The organism is Neptunicella sp. (assembly GCF_048268085.1).
Lineage (GTDB): Bacteria > Pseudomonadota > Gammaproteobacteria > Enterobacterales > Alteromonadaceae > Neptunicella.
Genome location: NZ_JBLWWF010000012.1, coordinates 40,983 through 65,181, shown reverse-complemented (window position 1 = coordinate 65,181; position 24,199 = coordinate 40,983). Strand labels below are relative to the sequence as shown.

Below are 24,199 nucleotides of genomic sequence, written 5' to 3'. Positions count from 1 at the left end.
TTTTATGCAATCATATCAATCGCCGTTACGGGATATTCAATTTGCTTTTAACGAGGTGTTGGATTTCAACCGCCATTACAACAGGTTACCTGATACTGAAGATGCCAGCGAAGACATGGTACAGACTATTATTGAAGAAGCAGCCAAATTAGCAGACAACGTCGTTGCGCCCTTAAATCAGATTGGTGACAAACAAGGTTGCCATTGGCGTAATGGCAAGGTCACTACACCGGAGGGATTCAAGCAGGCATATAATTTGTACACTGAAAGTGGCTGGGTTGGACTCGCACATCGGCCTGAATATGGCGGGCAGGGGTTACCCAAATCGTTGGCTATTGTGGTTAAAGAATTAATGACCTCGGCAAACCATGCCTGGTGCCAGTATACCAGTTTGTCTGGTGGGGCGATTTCAACCATAGATACTCATGCCAGTGAGGACATTAAACAGCGTTTTTTACCTCATCTCATTACTGGCAAGTGGAGTGGCACAATGTGCCTGACTGAAGCACATTGTGGTTCCGACTTGGGTTTATTGCGAACCAGAGCGCAACCGAATTCTGATGGCAGTTACCATATTACGGGCAATAAGATTTTTATTTCTGCCGGTGATCACGACTTATGTGAAAACATTGTTCATATTGTCTTGGCGCGTCTTCCTGATGCACCCCAAGGAATTAAGGGCATTTCTTTGTTTGCGGTACCCAAAATACAAGTGCATTCCGATGGCACACTTGGCCCGGACAATAATGTTAGTTGCGGTTCTATCGAAGAAAAAATGGGTATCCATGGCAATGCCACCTGCGTACTGAACTTCGATGGTGCAACAGGATATTTGCTTGGCCAGCCGCATAAAGGTATGAGCGCCATGTTTACCTTTATCAATGAATCACGTTTAGGTGTGGCTCAAGAAGGCCATGGTCATATTGAAGCGTCATTTCAAAATGCGTTGGCTTATGCCAAGCAACGTACTCAAATGCGTGGTCGGGTACGAATCGACCCTCAACAACCGGCTGATCCGATCATTGTGCATGCCGATATACGGCGAATGCTGTTAACCCAAAAAGCATTCGCTGAAGGGGGACGATTACTCAATTATTTCTGTGCCCAGCAAGTGGATATTGTTCATCGCAGCAAGAACAAGGAGCAGCAACAGCAGGCAGAAGCATTACTGGCACTGTTAACGCCGATTGCTAAAGGTTTTTTAACGGAAGTCAGTCTGGAAGCCACCAGTAATGGTATTCAGATCCTGGGTGGGCATGGTTTTATTCGAGAGTCCGGTCAAGAACAGCACTATCGCGATACCCGCGTAACGACAATTTATGAAGGAACCAACACCATTCAGGGACTGGATTTACTTGGTCGAAAAATTATTGCCAGTAATGCTCAAATCATGCAGCCGTTACTTGAACTGATGCAACAGTTCTGTAGGGATTACCCAGGCAAGTTTCCACAGCAGTTATCACAGTCTATTCAGCAATGGCAGGAGCTGACGAAAGATGTTAGCGAAATGGCTAAAACGAGTGCCGGTAAAATAAACGCGGATGAAATTAATGGGGCTGCATATGATTACCTTATGTACTCAGGTTATGTTGTATTGGCCTATTTTTGGGCGTTAAGCGCGGTAAAAGCAGAACAGAGACTGGATAAAAAAATGGCTGATAAAAGTTTCTATCAAGCCAAACTGATTACGGCACAATTTTATTTTGAGCGCATATTGCCGCGCACTCACAGTATTGCCAGCATCATCCGATCCGGCTCGCAAAATTTAATGGCGTTATCTGAGGAAGCCTTTTCTTTCTAGGTTAATTCTGCTTAAGCATGGCAACCCTTGATGTTAAAGGGGGTTATGTAAAAAGTGGCAACAGGAGTAAGGTAATTAATGAAACAGTTTAAAATCGTGATCGCAATAATCACACTCGCCATCGCACACTTATTGCTGATGTGTAATGCCGAGACGGCAAGTCAAGCCGTCCCGGTCGTTGATGCACCCATAGGCAAAATTGAAGGTGTATCCCAAGGAGCCTTGAACGTATTCAGGGGTATACCGTACGCCCAACCTCCTATCGGGGAACGTCGTTGGAAACCGCCGGTTCCCGTTGCCCCCTGGTCAGATGTAAAAGTCGCTCACAGCTATGGGGACGCATGTATTCAACCAAGTCGAAAAACAATCGGCATTTACAGCAGTGATATCAGCCCCAGCAGTGAAGACTGTCTGTCATTAAATATCTGGGCACCTAAACAAGCGCAACAATTACCGGTATTTGTGTGGATACATGGTGGGGCGCTTACTGCTGGAGCGAGTAAAGAGCCGTTTTATGATGGTAGCAAGTTGGCTGAACAGGGCATGATAGTGGTAACAATCAATTACCGTCTAGGCGTACTGGGCTATTTGGCTCATCCGGAATTAAGTGCCGAATCGGCCGATAAAATATCCGGTAATTATGGTTTGCTCGATCAAATCGAATCATTACGCTGGTTGCATAACAATATTGCTGCCTTTGGTGGAGATGTTTCTAATATTACGATTGCCGGGGAATCCGCCGGTGCGCTGAGCGTCGTGTATTTGATGGCATCTCCGGTTGCCCGCGGTTTATTTGCTAAAGCCGTTGTGCAAAGTGCTCACCTGTCCTCAACGCCGGAATTAAAACAGGATAAATACGGACAGTTTTCTGCCGAGAAGATTGGCACGTATATCGCCAAAAAAGTAGGTGCAAAAAACCTGGCGTCATTACGAGCGATGGATCCCCAACAATTAGCCAATAGTGCGGCAGCCGCACGTTACCTGGCCCAGCCCGTGGTAGACGGCAATGTAATAACAGGGCAGGTGATTGATACGTTTGCTAGCGGCGAACAAGCACCGGTGCCCTTATTGGTTGGGTTTAATAGTGGTGAAATACACTCATTAAAGATGCTGGTACCTCCCGTTCCTCAATCGTCGGCGGAATACGAAAAGATCATCCGTTCCCGTTATCTTGATTTGGCTGACCCGTTTTTGCGCCTTTATCCCAGTAGCGCTATGCAAGAGAGTATTTACGCCACAGCCCGTGATGCCCTGTTTGGTTGGGCATCTGAAAAAATAGCAAAAAGCCAACAGGCAATTGGTCAGCCAGCGTATTTGTACTTATTTGACCATGGTTATCCTGCGGCTGATAAGGCCGGATTGCATGCGTTCCACGGCAGCGAAATTCCTTTTGTATTTGGGTCATTTGAGCGCACGACTGCACTGTGGCCCAAGATTCCAACTACAAAAGAGCAGCAGGCGTTTTCAGCTGCGATGATGGGATATTGGAGTGAATTTGCCAAAGTTGGTACGCCTCGCGCGGAGAACCAGCCAGACTGGCCAGCATACGGCGACGAAAAAGCCTATATGCTATTTGGTGTAACACCTCAACCCATGACCAACCTGTTTCCCGGCATGTATGAATTGCATGAAGCGTCTGTTTGTCGTCGCAAAAATAGTGGACAACTTCCGTGGCGCGGGAATGCCGGGTTGCGATCCCCCGTTCTGACTAAATTAGTGGATCAGTGCCGTTAGTTGGCAAGACAGAGTCAGATTGTTCGTTGTACAAAAAACGGCAAAATATTTGTAAATTATACGTGAAATAAATGTTAACACACGTGATAGTGAATGTTAGGATAGTGGCTGGTTGCTTACTTTGTGAGCTTTCAAGCTTAGTTTTAGAGTAACAATAATATTGTAAAAACCGTATTTAATTTCTTTATAAAACAATATTTTAATAGTTTTTGGTTTGCAACCATCAACATGTAATTCAATAAATTGGGACACTATTCAATGCCAACAAATAATATATCGGAAACAACAATAAAGGTTAAAAAGAGTAGCTCACCTCATATTTCCCCTAGTGTGCCGGACGCAAGAGCCTGGACTGCACTGGGGATGCTGTGTTTCATTTATGTATTGAACTTCCTGGATCGTCAATTGCTTTCCATACTGGCTAAGCCGATTCAGGACAGTCTGCATATTTCTGATAGCCAACTAGGGTTGATTAGTGGTCTTTATTTCGCACTCTTTTACTGTTTTATTGCAATACCTGTTGGGTGGTTGGCTGATAGAACCAATCGGGTGCGAGTTCTCGCAATTGCATGCACAATATGGAGCGCTGCAACGGTAGCTTGTGGGCTAGCGAAAACATATCCCCAGCTAGTGATTAGTCGAATGTCGGTTGGTATTGGTGAAGCAGGTGGGGTGCCGCCTTCTTATGCAATCATTACCGATTACTTCCCCCCGGGACGTCGTGGGACAGCATTAGGGATTTTCAATCTGGGGCCACCCATTGGTGCCGCTTTAGGTATTGCATTTGGGGCAGCAATTGCGGCTACCTACAGCTGGCGGCACGCCTTTATTGTGCTTGGTATTGCTGGCATTGTTGCCGCATTAGCATTAATACTTGTCGTAAGAGAACCTAAGCGAGGAGGGTTAGATACGCTTCCTCAAGACAAGCCGGGCGCTCCTGCTACTGACGATTATCAACAAGCCGCTTTTTTTGAAACACTTAAAATGTTTTTCTCAACCCGGTCATTAATGCTTATCGCATTTGGTAGCGGTGCCACGCAATTTGTCACCTATGGTTTGGTCAATTTCACAACATTGTTTTTAATGCGTGAAAAAGGCATGACATTGGGTGAAATTGGTATTTATTACTCGTTGTTGGTTGGGATAGGTATGAGTGCGGGGATTTTCGTATCTGGTCGATTAATCGATCGGTTTACCCAGCGCTCTAAACAAGCCTATGCATTATTACCGGCCATTTCATTAGCTATTGCTATCCCGTTTTATATTGGATTTGTCTGGGCTCCTTCCTGGCAGGTTTCGTTAGCTTTTCTTATTGGCCCCACATTCCTCAACTACTTTTATTTATCGTCAGCGGTAGCGTTAGTCCAGCAGGAAGTTAAACCCAATCAGCGAGTAATGTCAGGTGCGTTGTTGTTATTAATCATGAATTTGATTGGATTAGGTTTCGGGCCAACCTTTGTGGGAATGGCTAGCGACTTTTTCCGCGCTAGTTTTCCTGACAATTCCTTGCAAATGGCATTGTATTCTTTAGTTCCGTTTTATTTCCTGGCTATTGCACTCTTTCTGTGGCTTGCACGAGTGTTACGCAAGGAATCCGAGCAAACTCATGAGGTTATCCAATGAAACAGATAAAAGTATTGATAGCGGTAAGTTCGTTAGCCTTTAGCATGATGTCTGTACCTGCTTCTGCAGCTACAGACCCCGTTGTAGAGGCGCCGATAGGTAAAGTTGAAGGTAGTTATGAAGGGGCGTTAAGCGTGTTTAAGGGAATTCCTTATGCTCAACCGCCCGTAGGCCAGGCTCGTTGGAAACCTCCGGTGCCGGTAACACCTTGGTCAGATGTAAAAATGGCACAAACTTTTGGCGATGCATGTATTCAACCAACCCGCAAAGTTGCCAGTATTTACGCAAATGATATTAGTCCAAGCAGTGAAGACTGTTTAACGCTCAATATCTGGGCGCCCAAAGATGCTAAAAACTTACCGGTGTTTGTGTGGATTCACGGTGGTTCGCTTACTGCGGGCTCAAGTAAAGAACCGTCCTACGATGGTACGGCATTGGCTGAACAGGGGATGGTGGTTGTATCGATAAATTATCGTCTGGGAGTGCTTGGTTATTTGGCTCATCCAGCGTTAAGCGCTGAATCAGCCGATAATATCTCCGGCAATTACGGCTTACTTGATCAAATCGAGTCGTTGCGGTGGATTCAGAATAATATCCAAGCTTTTGGTGGGGATAACGCGAACATCACCATCGCCGGTGAGTCAGCTGGAGCGTTAAGTGTTATGCACCTAATGGCAGCGCCTGCGGCACGTGGCTTATTCACCAAAGCTATTGCACAAAGTGCTTATATGGTTTCAATACCCAATTTAAAAAATGCTCAGTTCGGTCAGTTTTCTGCTGAAGCTATTGGCTCATATATTGCCAACAAAGTGGGGGCGAAGGATCTGGCGGCTTTACGGGCCATGGATGCGCAAGCTTTGACAAATGGCGCTGCAGCTGAACATTATTTCCCCATTCCCAATGTAGACGGTAAAACATTATTTGGGCAAATGGTCGATATTTTTGATCAGGGGAAGCAAGCACCAGTGCCGTTGTTGGTTGGGTTTAATAGTGGTGAAATTCGTTCATTGAAAATGTTGGCACCACCGGTTCCGTCGTCAGCGGAGGAATATGAGAAAGTTATTCGCTCCCGTTATCTGGATTTGGCAGATAAGTTTCTCCGTTTGTATCCCAGCTCAGATATGCAAGAAAGTATTTATGCAACAACTCGGGATGCCTTATACGGCTGGACATCTGAAAAAATGGCTAAAAGCCAACAGGCAATCGGCCAGCCGTCATATTTATATTTATTTGATCATGGGTATCCTGCTGCTGATAATGCCGGGTTACATGCTTTTCATGCGAGCGAACTACCTTATGTTTTTGGCACCTTTGATCGTACCCCTGAATTGTGGCCTAAAAACCCAGATACCGTCGAAGAGCATGCCTTTTCAACGGCAATGACAGAGTACTGGAGTAGTTTCGCTAAAACCGGTAAACCCAAAGCTAATAAGCAGCCGGATTGGCCCGTATATGGGGCCGAGCAAGCTTATATGTTATTTGGCGAAACACCAAAACCACAGGAGAACCTGTTTCCCGGCATGTATGAATTGCATGATGAAACGGTTTGTCGTCGTAAGCAAAGTGGTCAATTTCCCTGGCACTGGAATACCGGCCTAATCTCACCGGTACTCACTAAACCCTCCGAGGGCTGTTTATAATCGACGGTATCAGTAAGGCTTAATTTATGGCGTAGCTGAATTAAGTCTTACTGGCATCGATAAAGCCAGACACCAACATTAGACTTTTCCCTCACTGAACTTCCCGCAATACACTTGACTGAATACGCATTTAACTTAATTCAACATTAAAAAAACATGGAATATTGCCGGACGCCTGACTCAATTATGATGCCTAATGTCAGGCACAATTCATTCACCTAAAAGCCTTTCAGTTTAATATTATTATCTAAAGAAATAATATTAACTATAAATATAATTTATGTTAACTATGTGTAAAATTAATGTATTATTATAATGGTATATAGTAGTTTAATTGGAAGATGTAGTTGCTTGTGGTTGAGTCCTAGAAACTGCTGGTTGTTATACATTGAACAAGAGAAGGACCTTTAAAGATCAGTGGTCATTCTTTTGATTAACGTAAATACAGCAATTCTTAGATTCACTAAGACTTTGTAAAAACCAAGGTGAAGTTTATGAAAGCACTACCTAAGGCATTACTAACCTTTATTGCATTGGTTGGTAGTTTATTCCCTTTATCATCCGCAATAGCTGCACCCTGTACCATTCAGGCTGGAGTTGATTGCGAATTTTCTATCACGGTGGATGGCCGTTCGCGGGAGTATTTACTGCATGTCCCCGATGGTTATGACGGTACTCCAATTGCATTAGTTGTTGATGTGCATGGCTTTGCACATACGCCAGAAAATCAGCGTAATCTATCAGGAATGTATGAGTTAAGTGATATTGAAAACTTTGCGGTCGCTTATCCGCGAGGTGGTCCTGCAAAAGGAGGAGGTTGGTTAGCCAAAGGCTTTAATGGCTCTGACTCTTATATCTCTCCTGGTTGCTGTGGGACGCCATCTTCACAGAATTGGGACGATGTTGCGTTGTTGGTGGCCGTGAAAAATGATGTCGCTGCAAAACTAAATATTAATAAAAACTATTTAACAGGCTTATCAAATGGATCTTATATGGGGCATCGGGTTCTTTGTGAGGCACCAGAAGAATTCGACGCCTATGCAACTACCTCCGCTGCGTTGTCTGAATCCTGGGAAAATTGTAATCCTGCTTATGTAAGGCCTATCTTGTACATGCACGGTAGAAACGATACCACCCAGCCTATTGGTGGATCATCTGATGTAGCCGGTGAATATATGCTTAGCACCGCGGATACGATGGCCATTTACGCATCGCGAAATAGTTGTAGTGGTTATCCAAGTTCTTATGTTGAAACCTTTTCTTCTGGTACCAGTTGGTGTCGAGAATATACGGGATGTAGTGTATCTGTAAGTTATTGCGAGTTAGAGGCACCTCATATTACCTATGGGGCGACCTCGCTTAATGTGGCTGAAGTATTTTGGGATTTTTTCAGTCGACATTAATTAATAGTATCGACTAAATATGACTTTGACCTATCAGGGGATCGCCAGACGATTCCCTTTTACTCTTTCAGAGCCAAAAATCCCGCTGACATAAACTTGGCTATCCGTTTTTTAACGGCAGGGAAATCATCTGAATGGCATACGCCATCAGATAACCGATCGATACGGCCAGTTCTGGCTAACGTACTCATTAGCGAACTGGTGACAAAATGATACCCCCAGAAAATATCTTCATCTGAATAATCTGGTAAAGCCTTTTTCAAAATCCCAATTAACTTAAGAACGACGGGATCAAAATGTTTATCCATTAGTTCGGCACCTTCAGGCGTATTACTGACCCGCGCGCAAAAGGCGGCGTAATTCATCCAGTTTTCACCACCGTCGTAATACAGGTCTAAGTCGGTATCGAGAAATGCGTGCAACGCCCCTTCCACGGTTGGATTATCACCGGCCTCAACTTCATATTGTTGCAACGCAGCCATACGGCGACTACTGGTGACACCTGCGCGACGGGAAAATACTTCTTCAAATAAATTTTGCTTATCCTTGAAGTAATAGTGCACTAATGTTGTATGTATACCAACGCGTTTGGCGACATCTCGCAGTGTGACACCATAAAGTCCATTTTTGGAAAACAGGTATTCTGCTTCATCAAGGATTAGCTCTATACTTTCAGCTCGTTGCTCAGCTTTACTGCGCCTTGAGCGCCTTGGTGATTCCTGTGTCATGTTGTTATCCAACTTATTATGATCGACGGAGATATGGCTTAATCCTAAATACTAACAATCAGACAGTCAACTTGGCTAAATCGATGAAAGATTTAAACTTTTGTAATTACCTTTTAACCAAAGTTTGTCTATTTTGCCGGTTGCTGCTAATGGCATAGTATCAATCATTATAACGTCTTTGGGTATCCACCAGTCAGGTATTTTTCCACGTAATTGATTCAATAAAGTACTCGAGTCAATCACTTCACCAGCATTGGCTTCAACGATGAGTATCGGCCGCTCTCCCCACTTTTCATCCGGCTTTCCGATGACTGCAACTTGTCCAACAGAGTCAATTTGGCCAATAATATCTTCTATTTCTGCAGGGTTTATCCATTCCCCACCTGATTTAATCAGATCCTTTGAACGGCCACAAATACTCAAGTGACCTCGTTCATCGATCATCGCCAAATCACCTGTATCAAAATAGCCTTGCTCATCTAGTGAGTCATGCTCGGCTTGATAATAGCGATCTACCACGCTCGCGCCTTTTGCTTTTAAGTGTCCAACCACACCGCGTTGATCTTCTAAAGTATTGCCCTGAGCATCTGTGAGTTTTAGATCAATTCCCATAAGGGGCCGGCCTGCAGTACGAGAGTCTGTATTGGACTCGAATAGTGCTGTCACCGTGCCTAGAGGGGAAAGCTCAGTCATTCCCCAACTGGTTTGAACACGTGCGCCAAGGCGATCTTCAATACGTTTGATTAATGCGTCAGGACATTTTGATCCACCTATCAAAATACGCTCCAGATCAGGTAACTCACCGCCACATTCATCGAGATGTTCAACTAGTCCTAACCATACTGTTTGTACTGCAGCTGCTACTGTTACGCGTTCATTACGCATTAATGTCGCTAAACTTGCGCCATCTGCATTGCGACCAGGCAAAACCATTTTTGAACCAATTGCCGGGGCAGAAAAGGGTAAACCCCAGCCATTGGCATGAAACATTGGTACGGCAACCAGCAGAACGTCGTTACTTCTCAACGCGATACCGCCGGTTTGTAAGGTGCAAAGTGTATGTAAATAGTTTGAGCGATGTGTATAAAGTACGCCTTTGGGTTTGCCGGTTGTACCCGACGTATAACATAGCCCCGCGGGGGTGTTTTCATCGAATTCACCCCATTCAACAGGTTGACCTTTATTACTTAACAGCTCTTCATAACGCCAAACACTCACACTTTGTGTATTGATAGCGGCGAGTTCAACATCATCTTCATCCATCAGAATGACATGTTCGATACATGGGCAGAGTAGCAGTAGTTCTTGTAATAAGGGCAATAGATTGGCCGAAACTGCTAGCGCACGGTTCTCAGCCTCATTGATAATAGTGGCAAGATGACTAGCACTAAAGCGAGGATTAAGCGTGTGACATATCAATCCAATTCCCATCGTGGCGTAGTACATTTCCATATGGTGCTGGGTATTCCAGGCCAGTGTTCCAATCCTGTCTCCAAAGTTAAGGCCAATTGCCCGCAGTGCCCCTGAAAACTGATTACTGCGTTGTCTCAATTGAGCATAGTTAATACGCGTCACTTCTGTTCCATGATGGACAGAAACAACTTCTTGTGTTCCTAGCCACTTAGCAGCATGGTCAAGGAACTTATCTACGGTAAGTGAATATGATTGCATGGCTCTATCTGAATAAAAATAAAAGGATACGCAGCCAATTCAGCTGAATTGGCTGCAATGTGCGTCGTTAACTAGAAAAATGTTTTCATCACGCGCAAACCATACTGACGTGGTAAGCCGGCCAGTCGCAGGCCAGAATTGATAGCGGAAACATAGCGTCTATCTGTCAAGTTGGTGGCGTACAGGGTCACTGTCCAGTCTTGATATTGCCAGGCAACTTGACCACCCATTATATTTCGACTTTCGATTCGATCTCCCAGTGCTTCATTCTGGAATAAAGTTGCCCACTGTTCGGATACATGGCCGAAGTTTAATCTAGGAGTGAGTGTTCCTTTATCCAACATAAACTCATACTGCATGGAAAAGTTGAAAGTAACGTCAGGCGCATAGGTCTGGTCACGCCCTTCTAAAGCAATACATGAGATGGTTTCTGGTCCACTTATTGGGTCACAAGTCGTACCCGGTGCAGGAACACGTGGATCTGTCGCATAAAATTCGCCTAATTTGCTGCGCATTATCGACATACCTGCATTAATTGAGAAATCCCCAAATACGCCCTGAAGTTGCGCTTCCATACCGGTTATCTTGGTGGTTTCAGGTGTATTCAGCTGAAATGCGAAGGTAGGAATATCCGGATAACCAATTCTGACCTGGAAATTATCATAGTCATTATGGAAGCCGGTCAATTGAGTACGCAAGTGATCGTCGAGCCATGACGCTTTCCAACCGAATTCATAACTGGTGACTTCTTCTTGATCAAAAGGTTCAGGCAAACCGAGCCCTACATTAACGTTAAGTCCACCAGGTCTGTAGCCCGTTGCCGCAAAGGCATATAGAAAGTGGTCGGTATTAACATCCCAGTTTAACGATACTTTACCTGTGGTCTTGGAGTATTCCGCTTTTTGGTAACTCTCTAGAGGAAGGCCATATTGAACGATATCAATTTGGTTTTCGGTATTGCTTCTTGAATGTCTTAATCCTACTTGCAATTCTAGACCTTCAGATAAATCTAGGGTGACCTGACCAAAAACGGCTCTGGTTTCTTTGGGGTTTTCGCCTTCCAGTCGGTATTCGGTAGCCGGATTACCCTCAGGTAACCCTGTTACGAACTGACCTGGTGGGAATGTAATATCATCATTTTGAAAGTACGCACCAAGGATCCAGTTAAAGCCGTCATTATCCGGTGAAATCAGGTTAAGCTCTTGCGAGAAAATTCGCTCTTCTACTTCATCTCGAAAAGTCCTGATACCAACACTCGTGCCATCAAGATCGGCTTTAAACAGGCTTTTACCAGATTGATAGCCCGAAACTGAGCGCAGAATGGTACCGCCGGCAAAGGTATAATCAATTTTTAGTACTGAACGTGAAAATTTATCTCGGGCCGCCAAGTCTGCGTTCGCCGTGGTTTCAAACATATCATTTGGCGAATTGACAGGGTCAGTGGGATAAGCACTCAAATCCTGATAATTGTAGTCAGATTTAAATAGTACTGATAGTGAATCGCTGGGTTCCCAAAGCAAACTGAGTCTTCCACTTTGCATACTAATACCATCATCACCGGTGTAAGGGCCTTCTATATCGTAGAAACTGTCACGGTTTTCCGTATTAAACGCTATACGAGCAGCGAACGTGTCACTAATTGGAATATTCAACGCTCCTTGTGTAGCAACGTCACGATAATTGCCGACTTGTCCGAGCAGATAACCGGAATAAGTGCCACCAATTTCAGGATTGTTCGAATTTACAAATACGGCCCCCCCGGTTGCATTCTGGCCTGCGAATGTTCCTTGCGGGCCACGTAAGACTTCTACTCTGGCGATGTCATAGTAAGGCTCAGCGGTATAATAGCCAGGAAAGGTTGCAACACCATCGCGATAGGTTATAACCCCGGTAGTTGTTTGTGTATTGTGCTCGGCCTTACCAATACCGCGGATATTAAAATCAACGCCTTGGCCAAAGTTATTGACGACCACTGAGGGCATGGCAAATTGTAGCTGATCTACTTTCGTAATCCCCAATTTGCTGATTTCATCACCCTGTATTACTGACGCAGCGAGCGGCGATTTTTGAATATTTTCTACACGTCGTTCTGCAGTGACTTCAATGGTTTCTAAGGTATGTTCTTTCGGCTTTTTGGATTCAACTTCTTCTTCCTGTGCAATTGAGTGTGTACTCAATCCCATAGAAAGCACCAATAAGCTTAATTTCGCTTTTTTATTCTTGGTAAGACTTATCATTGTTAGTTCTCCTCTATCCCGTCGTGGGCCTGAACCCGAAGAAACCCGAAAGCATCTGCAAGTACATGCGTTGTTCACTGTGTTTGGCTTACAACTAAAAGCAACAAAGCTGTAACACTTTTAACAAAACTATAATAAATGTCAACATAAACTATTGCAATAATTAACATTATACTGTGTGATAATATAAAATGTTGTCACAATATTTTTAAATTCAGTATCGAGTACAACTAAATTGAAGAATGTTTGATTGAAAAACGACCTAGGTGATTGTCGAAAAACAGTAATCACAGGAAGACATCGGCTGAGATTGCCATAGGCAAGTGAAATTAAATTCCTCGCTCAATAGTGAAGGGGGAACAACGATAAAGGTTGCAGTATGAACATTAGATTTGAAGGAAAAGTCGCTATTGTTACAGGAGCTGGTAACGGTCTTGGTCGCTCTCATGCTTTAGCCTTAGCGGCACGTGGAGCAAAAGTGGTTGTCAATGATTTAGGCGGTAGTGTCAGTGGCGAAGGTGGAGACTTGTCTGCCGCGGAACAAGTCGTAAAGGAAATTAAGGCCGCTGGTGGTGAAGCCATATCTAATGGCGCTAATGTCACCAGCATTGAAGAAGTCAATCAAATGGTTTCTGATACGTTAGCCCAATGGGGAAGGATCGATATTTTGGTTAACAATGCCGGGATTTTACGGGATAAAAGTTTTGCCAATATGAGCCTTGATGATTTTAAGTTGGTGGTGGATGTGCATTTAATGGGTGCTGCGAATTGTTCTAAAGCAGTGTGGCCTACCATGCGCGAACAGCAACAGGGCACAATCATTATGACAACATCGTCTTCCGGGCTGTATGGCAATTTTGGACAATCTAATTACGGTGCCGCAAAAATGGGCGTCGTCGGTCTAATGAATGTGTTGGACATTGAGGGGAAGAAGTACGGTATCAAAGTGAATGCGATATCGCCATGTGCTGCCACCCGAATGATGGATGGATTAATAGATCAGCAAGCCAGTGAAGTGCTCACAGTCGAGAGTGTTTCTGCTGGACTGGTCTATTTAGCTAGCGATGAATCGCCTTCTCGATTGATATTGTGTGCTGGTGCGGGTGGATATGCGGCCACACAAATTTTTGAAACGGACGGTATTTACTTGCCTCCGGAACAACAAACTGCAGAAAATGTGGCAATTCATATTGATCAAATTGTCGATGTGTCAAAACAAAAAATGTTTATACGCGGTGATGAACAAACTACTAAATTTGTTGAAAAAGCGTTGGCATCACAACAGGCAGAATAAAATAAGTGTTGTATTCATACTTCGGCACGCTATCGAGTTATTTGTTAACTCGATAGCTGTTAAAAAGACCTAACGGGTTAACTCGTTTCCACTCATACTTTTTCTTTTCTTTCCAATTAAAGCTGGACTCCCAGGTTCCAGGGCGTAATGCCTTTACCACGCTATTTTGATAATCCCTCATGCTTGATGCTCTTAATTCAAGTTAATTGGCCCACACTTCATTGGATATTCCGCCTTTCAATGTTGCACAAAGTTTGTGCAAATCTGATTGACAAAATTATCACAAGGAATAATACTCACTCTCATGTTAATTAACTTAACAAAATTATAACAATAATTAGGGGGAAACGATGGAGATTGAACGGTGTAATAAAACCCGCCTTGCAATATTAATAGGCATTGCTTTAACCACTCCTTGCAGCTGGGGTCAAGAAGCAGATAGTGAGACAAAGACCGATACGAAAGATGTAGAGCTAATCATTGTCACGGGATCCTATATAAAGGGAACCCCGCTCGATGCAGCCCTTCCCGTTGAAGTTTACAATCAGGCGGATCTTGAAAAGCAAGGTTCACCATCGGCGCTGGAATTTGCTAAAAGCTTGACTATTTCTGGGCCTACCACAGGGGAATCCTATTACTTTGGTGGCCCCGCACTGACCGGTTCGGTTAATTACAATCTACGTGGCCTAGGCTCAGATAAAACCCTTATTTTGCTCAATGGCCGCAGAATGAACCTGAATACCTCTAATATTCCTTCGATTGCGTTGAGCCACACTGAAGTACTCAAAGATGGTGCTGCCGTTATCTATGGCGCGGATGCAACCGGTGGTGTGGTTAATTTTATTACCCGTAAAGAATTTGTTGGTTTTGAAGCCAATGCACAATACAAATTGATTGACTCGTCTGATGGTGATTATTCAATCGGCTTATTGGGTGGCTTCGGCGAGGATAAAGTTAATTTTATGTGGTCTGCGGAGTATGAACATCGTTCCCGTCTCAGTACCTTAGATAGAGATTTTTCTAAAGCTTCACTCGATTCAACCAAAGAAGGATATAATCCTGCTCCCTGGTCAACACTAACCAATCTCGCCGGTTGGACAGCCAGAGGGCCGTTACCGTCAGTTCCTGATGCGACAGCCAATGGTGAATGGGGCGCCCCTGTGGGATTTGCGTCCGATTTCACGCCTGAGTCTTGTGCCGCGGTAGGGGGGCGCTATGACAATGCCTATACTTGTGCCTACAATTATATTCAATTCTATCGATTGGTCGAAAATCAGGATATTTTCCGAGGTTATGCCCAGCTCAATGCTGAAGTGACCGACAGTATTGATTTTCATTTTGATGCATCTTACGGACAAGTCACAGTGCCACAAGTTATGGGATCTCCGGCACAACCGGTAATAAGGGGGCCAGCACTTTCGCCCACTCTGCTTGATCAGTTTTATATTCCTATTAGTAATCCTTATGCGGCTGAGTTTGCTGCCAATAACGGGCTTTCATCAGCAGCAGGTTTTACTCCTCTCACCTACCGATTATTAGCTCACGGCGGCAATGATTTTATTTCTGGTGGTGATGGTTATGGGGTCGCCGATGATATCCAGAATAAGGTTTGGCGGGTATCTGCTGTGCTCAACGGAGAATTGGGTGACTGGGCAGGGCGGGCTAAAGATATCGGGTTTGATATGGCGCTGACGTTTAATCAGGCAATCTCATCCAGTACTCACGCCGATACGATTGGTTACCGTTTACAAGAAGCGCTTTATGGTTTTGGCGGACCAAACTGTAGCGCCGTTGATCTGGATCCTAGCCGATTTGGTACACAAAATCCGTCTGCGGCAGGTCAAAATGGTTGTATGTGGTGGAATCCTTTCTCCAGTTCTTTTGCTAAAAACCCGATGCAAAATTTAAGTAATCCTAACTATATCTCCGGCAGTGAAAACAACGAAGAATTAACTCGTTGGCTCTTTGACCAACGCGCGATAGAAACCGTTAGTAATAGCCTCACTTTCGATTTAGTTTTTAATGGAGGTTCAGGCATTGAATTGCCGGGTGGCGAAATTAAGTGGGCAACAGGCCTACAATACCGAAATTTCTCTAGCCGAGAAAAAGTTGACAGTCCTTTCATGGATGGTAGTACACCTTGCGCCTGGCCAGATGGTTACACTAGTGCAAATGGTGAAGGATCACCCAACCTTGAAGCTAATCCGGTATCGACAACCGATCCCGATTTCCGAGGATGTACACCCGATGGCCCTGGTCCCTATGTGCTTTTTGCGCCGGATCCAGCTGACGCCGCTGAACGTGAACAATATTCCTTATTTGCCGAGTTTCAGTTACCTGTCACCGATACAGTGGACTTTCAGGCCGCAGTGCGTAATGAAGAATTTTCAGGAGGCTTAGGGGCTACAGTGTATAAATTTGCCGGTAAATGGCGGGCAACCGATTCACTAATCTTCCGTGGTTCTTACGGAACCAATTATCAAACTCCACCTGTTGGCGTAATACCTGGGGCGGTAAGTGTGGGGGCTAGAACGTATACGGTTGCAGCAAATAATTGGCTAGCAGCACAATTTATTACGGATGAGAACCTTAAGCCAGAAACCGCCACATCGTGGAATGTCGGTGCTATTTGGCAAAGCCGAGGTTTTTCAGAGGATCACGATTTTCAACTCATCGTTGATTACTTTGATATTGAGACAAAAGATCAAATTGGTGAAGTCGCGGATCCTAATCAAGTTGCCAGTCTGGTTTTTAACGGTGAAGGTGGCACAATTACGACTTGTGACGCAAATGAACAACCTTTGTTAAATCGTGTGACCTTTAGCAACGGCTGTACGGTGGGAATGAGCGCCATTGGCGCGTTTTCAGCCATCTCGACCCGCTACGGTAATGGTCCGGGCCAAATGACCAATGGTTTTGATATTCAAGCAAAGTATGAGATGCCGTTTGACACTGGCATTTTGAAACTGGATTTAACCGCGACCAAAGTGACAGAGTTAAAAACGGGTTCTACTGAATTGGATGGGGTAGTTGTTTCTACCGGCGACGATAGACTAGGCACCTTAAACTTTGCAACTTTTGCACAGGCTGCACCCGAGTGGCGGGCCAATTTGGGGATCAATTATCAACTGGATTATCAGAATTTCCGACTAGGTATAAACTATGTTTCTGCAGTTACTGACGAACGACCTGATATTCAGTACGGCGAAAACGGTGAAAATTGGGTGACGGTTAACTTCACCTATCTCGTAGAAGTTAATGATGAGCTTTCTATCAGCGCCACTGCCGCTAATATATTGGATCGTGATCCACCGCCAGCGCAAGAGGAGTTTGGTTACGATCCGTGGATGGCTAATCCACTAGGTCGTACCTTTGAAGTCAGTGCTAAATATACGTTTTAGCTAGGGGGATCCGGAAGGTGGGAGCGCTCCCACCTTTTTATATTTGTTTTAACTGTGACATCCAATATCTCTTATGAATCAGGACATAAAATGATGAAGCCACTTTTTATATGCAAAATAAAAGCTGATTCGCGTTCAACAATGGCCACACTTCGAACCATTACGCTCCTAATAGTTAGCTGCGTTATTGTATCTGCTTGTGACTCTGAGTCGACATCAGAGACCGTTGTTGCGTCAAGCGCACCTGCTAGTAATCAGATGGCGCAAAAAAAGACCGTTGCCGTCAACCCCATACGTAACGCCTATTTTGGTGATCTTCATATCCATACCCGTCATTCATATGATGCATACTTGTTCAATGTGCGTACCTCACCGGATGACGCTTACAACTACGCTAAAGGAAAAACCATCAAACATCCTTTAGGTTATGACCTTAAATTGCACTCTCCACCTCTCGATTTTCTTGCGGTGACTGATCATGCCGAATACCTTGGCGTGTTAGCTGAAATTGCGACGCCGGGTACAGAATATTCCAAGGTGCCTTATGCCAAGGACCTTTTTTCCACTAATCGTAAAGAAGTACTAGGTGCTTTTTCTCGTTTTGTTAATAGTATGCTTGAAAGTCAAGTTTTGCCGGAGTTCAGTGATACGCGTGTGACGAAGTCCGCATGGCAGGACGAGATTGATAGTGCTGAACGGCACAATAATCCCGGTGTATTCACTACCTTTGTGGGATACGAATTTACCTCATTACCCGGTAAGCGAAATCTGCACCGTAATGTTATCTTTGCCAATAATAAGGTACCAGAACTGCCATACACTGCTCTGGATTCGCAAAATCCTGAAGACTTGTGGCGTTGGTTGGATAAACTGCGTGCTCAGGGAATCGATTCATTGGCTATACCACATAACTCCAATGCTTCTGACGGCACCATGTTTGAAAGAACCATGTGGAATGGTCAGCCAATTGATGAGGCATACGCTCAATTGCGCGCTCGAAATGAACCTTTAGTAGAAGTGTCGCAAGTGAAGGGGCAATCGGAGACGATGCCATTACTTTCTCCCAACGATGAGTTTGCCGGGTTTGAACTTATGACCTCTTATATTGGGTCCTTGAAACCTATCACTAAATTTGCAGGCGGCTATGTGAGAGATGCGCTTAAACGCGGTTTGGAGATTGAAAATACGACGGGTGTAAATCCCTATAAATTGGGTTTCGTTTCGGGGAGCGATGGTCATGATTCAGCCGGGCCCTATGAAGAGGATAATTATTTTTCTAAGGCCGGTGTACTCGACGGAACACCTGCAAAAAGAGGTTCAGTTCCCGGCCCGGAATTTAAAGACTGGAATGAATACTATGCGGATGGCAGACCTTCGCGTTTAACGTTGGCATGGGGCTCAGCTGGTCTGGCTGGTGTTTGGGCGGAATCGAATACCCGTGAGTCATTGTTTTCGGCTATGCGTCGCAAAGAAACCTTTAGTACGACAGGGCCAAGAATAAAAGTTCGACTGTTCGCCGGGAAAAACCTGAATGCAGATGATTTAACCACGGCTGAAGGACTGGCACGACTTTACGCCAACGGCGTACCTATGGGGGGAGAAATCGTCAATGTAACCAACACGCCCCTCAATTTTGTGGTGATGGCTATTCGTGATGTTAATTCCGCCCCGTTACAACGTGTGCAAATTATTAAGGGCTGGCTGGATAGTGAGGGGCAATCTCATGAAAAAGTTTACGATGTTGCCTGTTCCGATAATGGATCGATCAATCCCGAAACCCACCGTTGTGCGGATAATGGCGCAGCAGTTAATACCCAGACCTGCGAAATGACTCAAGGAGTAGGTGATGCTGAATTACGTGCACAGTGGCTGGATCCTGAATTCGATGCTGCGCAAAGAGCATTTTACTATGCCCGTGTATTAGAAAACCCAACATGTCGTTGGTCTACATGGGATGCAATACGCGCAAATAGTGAACCTAATCCTAATGTTGCTAAAACAGTGCAGGAACGCGCTTATACGTCACCCATTTGGTTTGAGCCTGCCGATGAATAATCGCAATCGTGCTGGTGGTATTATTGCGAAAATGCTGCGAGAGCCCATTTTACAATTTATGCTCATAGCGTTGTTATTATTTATACTCAACTTGTTTATCAACGGAGCGAAAAAATCAGGCGCAACACAACAAATAGTCGTTACTCAAGGTCAAATAGAACAAATATCTAATCAATATCGTCTCGTCGCCGGTCGTTTACCATCAAAACAAGAGTTACGTGCGTTAGTGGATGACTTCGTCAACGAAGAGGTATTTTATCGAGAAGCAATCGCAATTGGTCTTGATGAAGATGACACGATAGTTCGAAGACGAATGAAGCAAAAGTTAACTTTTCTTGCGCAAGATACCGCTTCCAGTGAAGACCCTAGTGATGCTCAATTGTTAGACTGGTTTAAAGTACGACGGTTGGAATATCGGTTTCCCGCGCGAATATCTTTTCGTCACGTTCTGATTAGTCAGGATCTCAGAGGAGAGCAAGCCATCTCAGATGCGCAGCAAGGTTTGTTAAACCTGCAAGCCGGTGCCAAGCCTGAATCAATGGGCGATCCATCAGTGATACCGGCAAAATTGTCACATTTATCCAAGCAACGCATTAGCTCGTTATTTGGAGAAAACTTTGCATCAAGTATTTTTGCTGGTGTGGAAGGTAAATGGTTTGGTCCGGTATCTTCACCTTTGGGTATTCACCTCGTATTTATTACGCAACGCGAACCGTCTATCGATCCTGAATTTAGTGAAATCAAAGACAAACTGAAAGTAGACTGGATAGAAGCAAAAAGAGAGGAAGCCGCCAAGAACTATTTAGCGCGAATTCGTCAACGTTATTCGGTAGAAGTTGATTGGCCGACATCGACCATGCAAGGGAGTATATCGTCAACTGATTCGCATCGCTTTTCTGGGAATACGGAGTAATGAACGTGAGGGCGTACTCGTTATTGGCAGTGTTAATTTATTTCACTGGTTTCGCTTCTACCGTCTCAGCCCATGAAGTTCGCCCTGCCTATCTTGATGTTCGTGAAATCACATCGACAACTTATGATTTCCTTTGGAAAACCCCGGCTCAAGGAGATATGCGTTTGAATCTCAATGTTATTCTTCCGCATGAATGCCATATCACCGGAATGGTGCGTACAACAAAAGTTAAAGGTGCAGCAGTTCAAACTTGGCGAAGTCAGTGTGATGGTGGGTTGCTTGGTAAAACAATTTATATTGAAAATCTTGAAGCGAGCCTAACGGATGCGCTACTTCAATACGAGCCTTTAGTTGGCGAAGGACTGACATTACGCATATTAGGGTCAGCACCTTATGCTCACATTCCAATTAAACGACACGGCTGGATTGCAGCTAAAACTTACTTAGGTTTTGGCGTTACCCATATACTTGCGGGCATTGACCACCTTTTATTTGTTTTTTGCCTTATTCTGATAATTAAAAGTCGCAGACAATTGTTAGGGGCGATTACCGCTTTTACCATTGCACACTCAATTACACTAATAGGTACAACATTAGGTTGGGTTCATCTCCCGACAGCACCGGTAGAAGCGTCTATTGCACTATCTATTGCATTTCTCGCAGCAGAAGTTATTCAGGCTCAAAAAGGAAAAGTCGGGACTATTCATCGCTGGCCCTGGCTAGCTGCATTTGGATTTGGTTTGTTACACGGATTCGGTTTTGCGACCGCGTTAAATGATATTGGGATAGGTGAAGACTCAATCCCGATCTCACTCTTTTTCTTCAACGTAGGGATTGAGTTGGGCCAACTCCTGTTTGTCATTTGTATTTTGATGATTTGCAAAATAGGGAAAAAATATTTTGCAAATAATTCGCTAATTTCTATGCGATATGTGCCGCTTAGTGTCGGTGTGTTGTCCAGCTATTGGTTTATTGAAAGAACCATGGATATTTTTTAGCATCAATAAGCTTTATTTATCTGGACGATTGAACACACCTTACATTTACTCGTTAAAAAATATCTTCCGGTTCTTGCTGCGTTTGACCTTGTTGCTCTAAATAAGGGTCAACCAGTTCGTCCTCACGCACATATTGAGTGGGTTCAGTGCCTTTTTTAAAGTATTCAAAACGTGATGTATGGTCAGTACGCTGGGTTAATTTACCGGTGGTACGGTCAATACGCACGGTGACAATATCTTCAGGAATATAAAAGGGACGTTCAGGTACGTTTTGTAAGGCTTTTTGCATAAAACGGATCCATGCAGGTTGAGCAGCACGGGCCCCATCTTCACCACCGACCATGGCGTTACCTAACCAGTTATATTTTTCAGGGTTTTTGTTTAACAGGTATTGGTTAGGACTGGTGCGACCCAATGAGCGACTCATATCATCGAAGCCAACCCAGGCAGTGGCAACTAAATCGGGAGTAAAACCACTAAACCAGGTATCTTTGGCATCATTTGTCGTTCCGGTTTTACCGGCGATATCTTCGCGCTGTAAAATGTTGCGTGCTCGCCAGCCGGTACCTTGCCAATAGGTTTTATAGGTCCAACTACCATTGGCGCGTAAACCGGTGCGCATCATTTCGGTGACCAGAAAGGCATTTTGTGAATCCAGTACTTGCGGTGCTAATTTGACTTGCGGAGCTTCAATTCCTTCTGGCAATGTTTCAGCTGGCAAGCTATCCAGAGGTTTATTACGGCAGCTGCGACAGGCCACCATGGGATTGGCATTCCAGACTTTCTGCTGCTGTAAATCTTCAATTCGCTCTATCAGATAAGGTTTTACCGCAAACCCCCCATTGTTGATAATGGCAAAACCAGTGGCAACCTCCATCGGTGTTAACGATGCAGAACCAATTGCCAAGGTTTCATCGTGAGGCAATTCTTTGGGATTAAAACCAAAGCGGGCAAGATGTTGAATCACATTGTCCAGTCCTACCCCGCGCAGTAATCGAATCGATACCATGTTTTTTGATTTACCCAAGCCGACCCGCATGCGAATGGGGCCATCGTAGGTATGATCAGAATTTTGAGGACGCCAGGCGGTGCCCGAATCACGGTCAGACTGATTGATCGGGGCGTCATTGATCACACTGGCTAAGGTGTAACCGGCATCTAAAGCGGCTGAATAAACGAATGGTTTGATGTTCGAACCAACCTGCCGTTTTGCTTGCGTCGCGCGGTTAAACTGGCTTTGATAAAAGCTGTACCCACCAACTAATGCTTGAATAGCGCCATTTTCAGGATTAAGCGCCACAAAGGCACCACTGACATCTGGGATTTGGCTCAGTTGCCATTGACCAGAATCATCGTCCCGTTTACGGATATAAACTAGTGCGCCGGTGCTAACTATGTCAGTGGCGACTTGCGGGTCGGGCCCCTGTCTAGAATCATTAATAAAAGGACGAGCCCAAGCAATACCGTCCCAATCAATATCCAAATATTGCCCTTGGGCATTAAAGACCTGAATTGAGCGCTCTTCGGTATGAGTGACAATCGCCGGCTCTAATGGCGCATAAGTTATTTGTGAATTAAGTGCTTGCAGCATCTGCTCTTCCGACCAGGCATTGCTGGGCTGGGCCAGTGTGGTATTGGCTAACAACGAATCATGGTTAGCAGAGTCATCCTGGAATGTATCACTATTTTCTGTTTCAGCAGCTTGGGGAGCTTCAGGTTCTTGCCATAATTGACGAATTGGGCCGCGATAACCATGGCGTTCATCATAATCATGCAGGTTTCTGACTACGGCTTGCTGCGCATCCCGTTGCAAATCAGACGGGGTGGTGAGGTAAACGCTAAAACCACGGGTTTCGGCTTCTTCTTTACCATAGCGCTCAATCATCTCGTTATAGGCCATGTCGGCAATATAAGGTGCATGCAATTCGATTTCAGCGCCATGTAACTTAGCGGTAACCGGCTGTTGTAATGCCTGATCGAATTGTTGTTGATTAATATAGTTTTCATCCAGCATACGTAACAGGACAATGCGACGCCGGGCTAAAGAACGCTCGGGGCGACTGATAGGATTAAGTACTGACGGGGCTTGAGGTAATCCGGCTAGCGTGGCGATTTGTGCCAGATTGAGTTCATTTACCTCTTTGCCGTAATACACTTGTGCGGCGGCGCCAAAACCGAAGGCACGATGGCCCAGTTCGATTTTATTCATATACAACTCAAGAATTTCATTCTTGGTCAGTACTTGTTCAATATGCCAGGCGATAAAGATTTCTTTAATTTTACGGATATAAGCTTTTTCCCGGGTTAAGAAAAACCCCCGAGCTAATTGCATGGTAATGGTACTGGCCCCTTGGCCTTTCTCACCGGTGGTAATCAAATTAACGGCTGCGCGGAAAACGCCGATAATATCAATACCCGGATGATCATAGAATCGACTATCCTCGGTGGCTAATACAGCATTGATTAATTGCGGTGGAATTTGTTCAATTGATAGGGGAATTCGCCGTTTTACCCCAAATTGGGAGATCAGCTTGCCATCCTGTGAATAAATTTTCATAGGAGTTTGCAAGTGGACATCTTTTAAAACGTCGACACTAGGCAATTGAGGTTTCAGGTAAATGTAGAACGAAGCGATAGTCGCTATACCTAGTAATACAGATACCAACAATATGATTATTAAGGGTTTGAGATACTTCACAAA

General features: G+C 44.6%; 14 protein-coding genes. 10 read left to right on the top strand and 4 right to left on the bottom strand.

Annotated features, from left to right (window positions below; all coding sequences use genetic code 11):
- Positions 1 to 4 precede the first annotated feature (4 nt).
- The 5 genes from ACTD55_RS11110 (at position 5) to ACTD55_RS11090 (ending at position 8,201) form a co-directional block, all read left to right on the top strand.
- Positions 5 to 1,801 carry an acyl-CoA dehydrogenase C-terminal domain-containing protein gene (locus tag ACTD55_RS11110; RefSeq protein WP_438864398.1) on the top strand — a complete coding sequence of 599 codons (1,797 nt, stop codon included), beginning with the start codon at positions 5 to 7 and terminating at the stop codon, positions 1,799 to 1,801.
- A 78-nt stretch (positions 1,802 to 1,879) separates the two neighbouring features.
- Positions 1,880 to 3,535 (top strand): carboxylesterase/lipase family protein, encoded by a 1,656-nt coding sequence (locus ACTD55_RS11105; protein WP_438864397.1) that lies wholly within the window; start codon positions 1,880 to 1,882, stop codon positions 3,533 to 3,535.
- Positions 3,536 to 3,793: 258 nt separating this feature from the next.
- Positions 3,794 to 5,158 (top strand): spinster family MFS transporter, encoded by a 1,365-nt coding sequence (locus tag ACTD55_RS11100; protein WP_438864396.1) that lies wholly within the window; start codon positions 3,794 to 3,796, stop codon positions 5,156 to 5,158.
- Positions 5,155 to 6,798, top strand: coding sequence for a carboxylesterase/lipase family protein (locus ACTD55_RS11095; protein WP_438864395.1), 1,644 nt, complete (start codon positions 5,155 to 5,157; stop codon positions 6,796 to 6,798). Before ACTD55_RS11100 ends, ACTD55_RS11095 begins: the two co-directional genes overlap by 4 nt.
- Before the next feature lie 494 nt (positions 6,799 to 7,292).
- Positions 7,293 to 8,201, top strand: a complete 909-nt coding sequence (locus tag ACTD55_RS11090) for an alpha/beta hydrolase family esterase (RefSeq protein ID WP_438864394.1) — start codon at positions 7,293 to 7,295, stop codon at positions 8,199 to 8,201.
- A gap of 59 nt (positions 8,202 to 8,260) precedes the next feature.
- On the opposite strand, the gene ACTD55_RS11085 is transcribed toward ACTD55_RS11090, so the two are convergent.
- The 3 genes from ACTD55_RS11085 to ACTD55_RS11075 all read right to left on the bottom strand — a co-directional run bounded on the left by ACTD55_RS11085 (position 8,261) and on the right by ACTD55_RS11075 (position 12,837).
- Entirely contained in the window at positions 8,261 to 8,929 is a 669-nt protein-coding gene (locus tag ACTD55_RS11085; RefSeq protein WP_438864393.1) for a TetR/AcrR family transcriptional regulator, read from the bottom strand.
- A 75-nt stretch (positions 8,930 to 9,004) separates the two neighbouring features.
- Complete coding sequence (locus ACTD55_RS11080; protein WP_438864392.1) at positions 9,005 to 10,600, bottom strand: AMP-binding protein; 1,596 nt, start codon at positions 10,598 to 10,600, stop codon at positions 9,005 to 9,007.
- Between the two features lie 71 nt (positions 10,601 to 10,671).
- Positions 10,672 to 12,837, bottom strand: a complete 2,166-nt coding sequence (locus ACTD55_RS11075) for a TonB-dependent receptor (protein ID WP_438864391.1) — start codon at positions 12,835 to 12,837, stop codon at positions 10,672 to 10,674.
- A 379-nt stretch (positions 12,838 to 13,216) separates the two neighbouring features.
- Here ACTD55_RS11075 and ACTD55_RS11070 point away from each other — a divergent pair, with 379 nt between their 5' ends.
- The 5 genes from ACTD55_RS11070 (at position 13,217) to ACTD55_RS11050 (ending at position 21,498) form a co-directional block, all read left to right on the top strand.
- On the top strand, positions 13,217 to 14,131 hold the full coding sequence (locus tag ACTD55_RS11070; RefSeq protein WP_438864390.1) for an SDR family NAD(P)-dependent oxidoreductase: 915 nt from the start codon (positions 13,217 to 13,219) through the stop codon (positions 14,129 to 14,131).
- Positions 14,132 to 14,481: 350 nt separating this feature from the next.
- Positions 14,482 to 17,532: a TonB-dependent receptor domain-containing protein gene (locus ACTD55_RS11065; RefSeq protein WP_438864389.1), complete on the top strand. Its 3,051-nt coding sequence runs from the start codon at positions 14,482 to 14,484 to the stop codon at positions 17,530 to 17,532.
- Between the two features lie 258 nt (positions 17,533 to 17,790).
- Entirely contained in the window at positions 17,791 to 19,587 is a 1,797-nt protein-coding gene (locus ACTD55_RS11060) for a DUF3604 domain-containing protein (RefSeq protein ID WP_438864388.1), read from the top strand.
- Positions 19,580 to 20,500: a peptidyl-prolyl cis-trans isomerase gene (locus ACTD55_RS11055; RefSeq protein ID WP_438864387.1), complete on the top strand. Its 921-nt coding sequence runs from the start codon at positions 19,580 to 19,582 to the stop codon at positions 20,498 to 20,500. The genes ACTD55_RS11060 and ACTD55_RS11055 overlap by 8 nt, the downstream gene beginning before the upstream one ends.
- Positions 20,501 to 20,529: 29 nt before the next feature.
- Positions 20,530 to 21,498, top strand: a complete 969-nt coding sequence (locus ACTD55_RS11050; protein ID WP_438864460.1) for a HupE/UreJ family protein — start codon at positions 20,530 to 20,532, stop codon at positions 21,496 to 21,498.
- A gap of 52 nt (positions 21,499 to 21,550) precedes the next feature.
- Here ACTD55_RS11050 and ACTD55_RS11045 read toward each other — a convergent pair whose 3' ends face one another.
- The gene (locus tag ACTD55_RS11045; protein WP_438864386.1) at positions 21,551 to 24,196 is read right to left on the bottom strand and encodes a penicillin-binding protein 1A; all 2,646 of its coding nucleotides are present in this window, start codon (positions 24,194 to 24,196) and stop codon (positions 21,551 to 21,553) included.
- Positions 24,197 to 24,199: the final 3 nt, after the last annotated feature.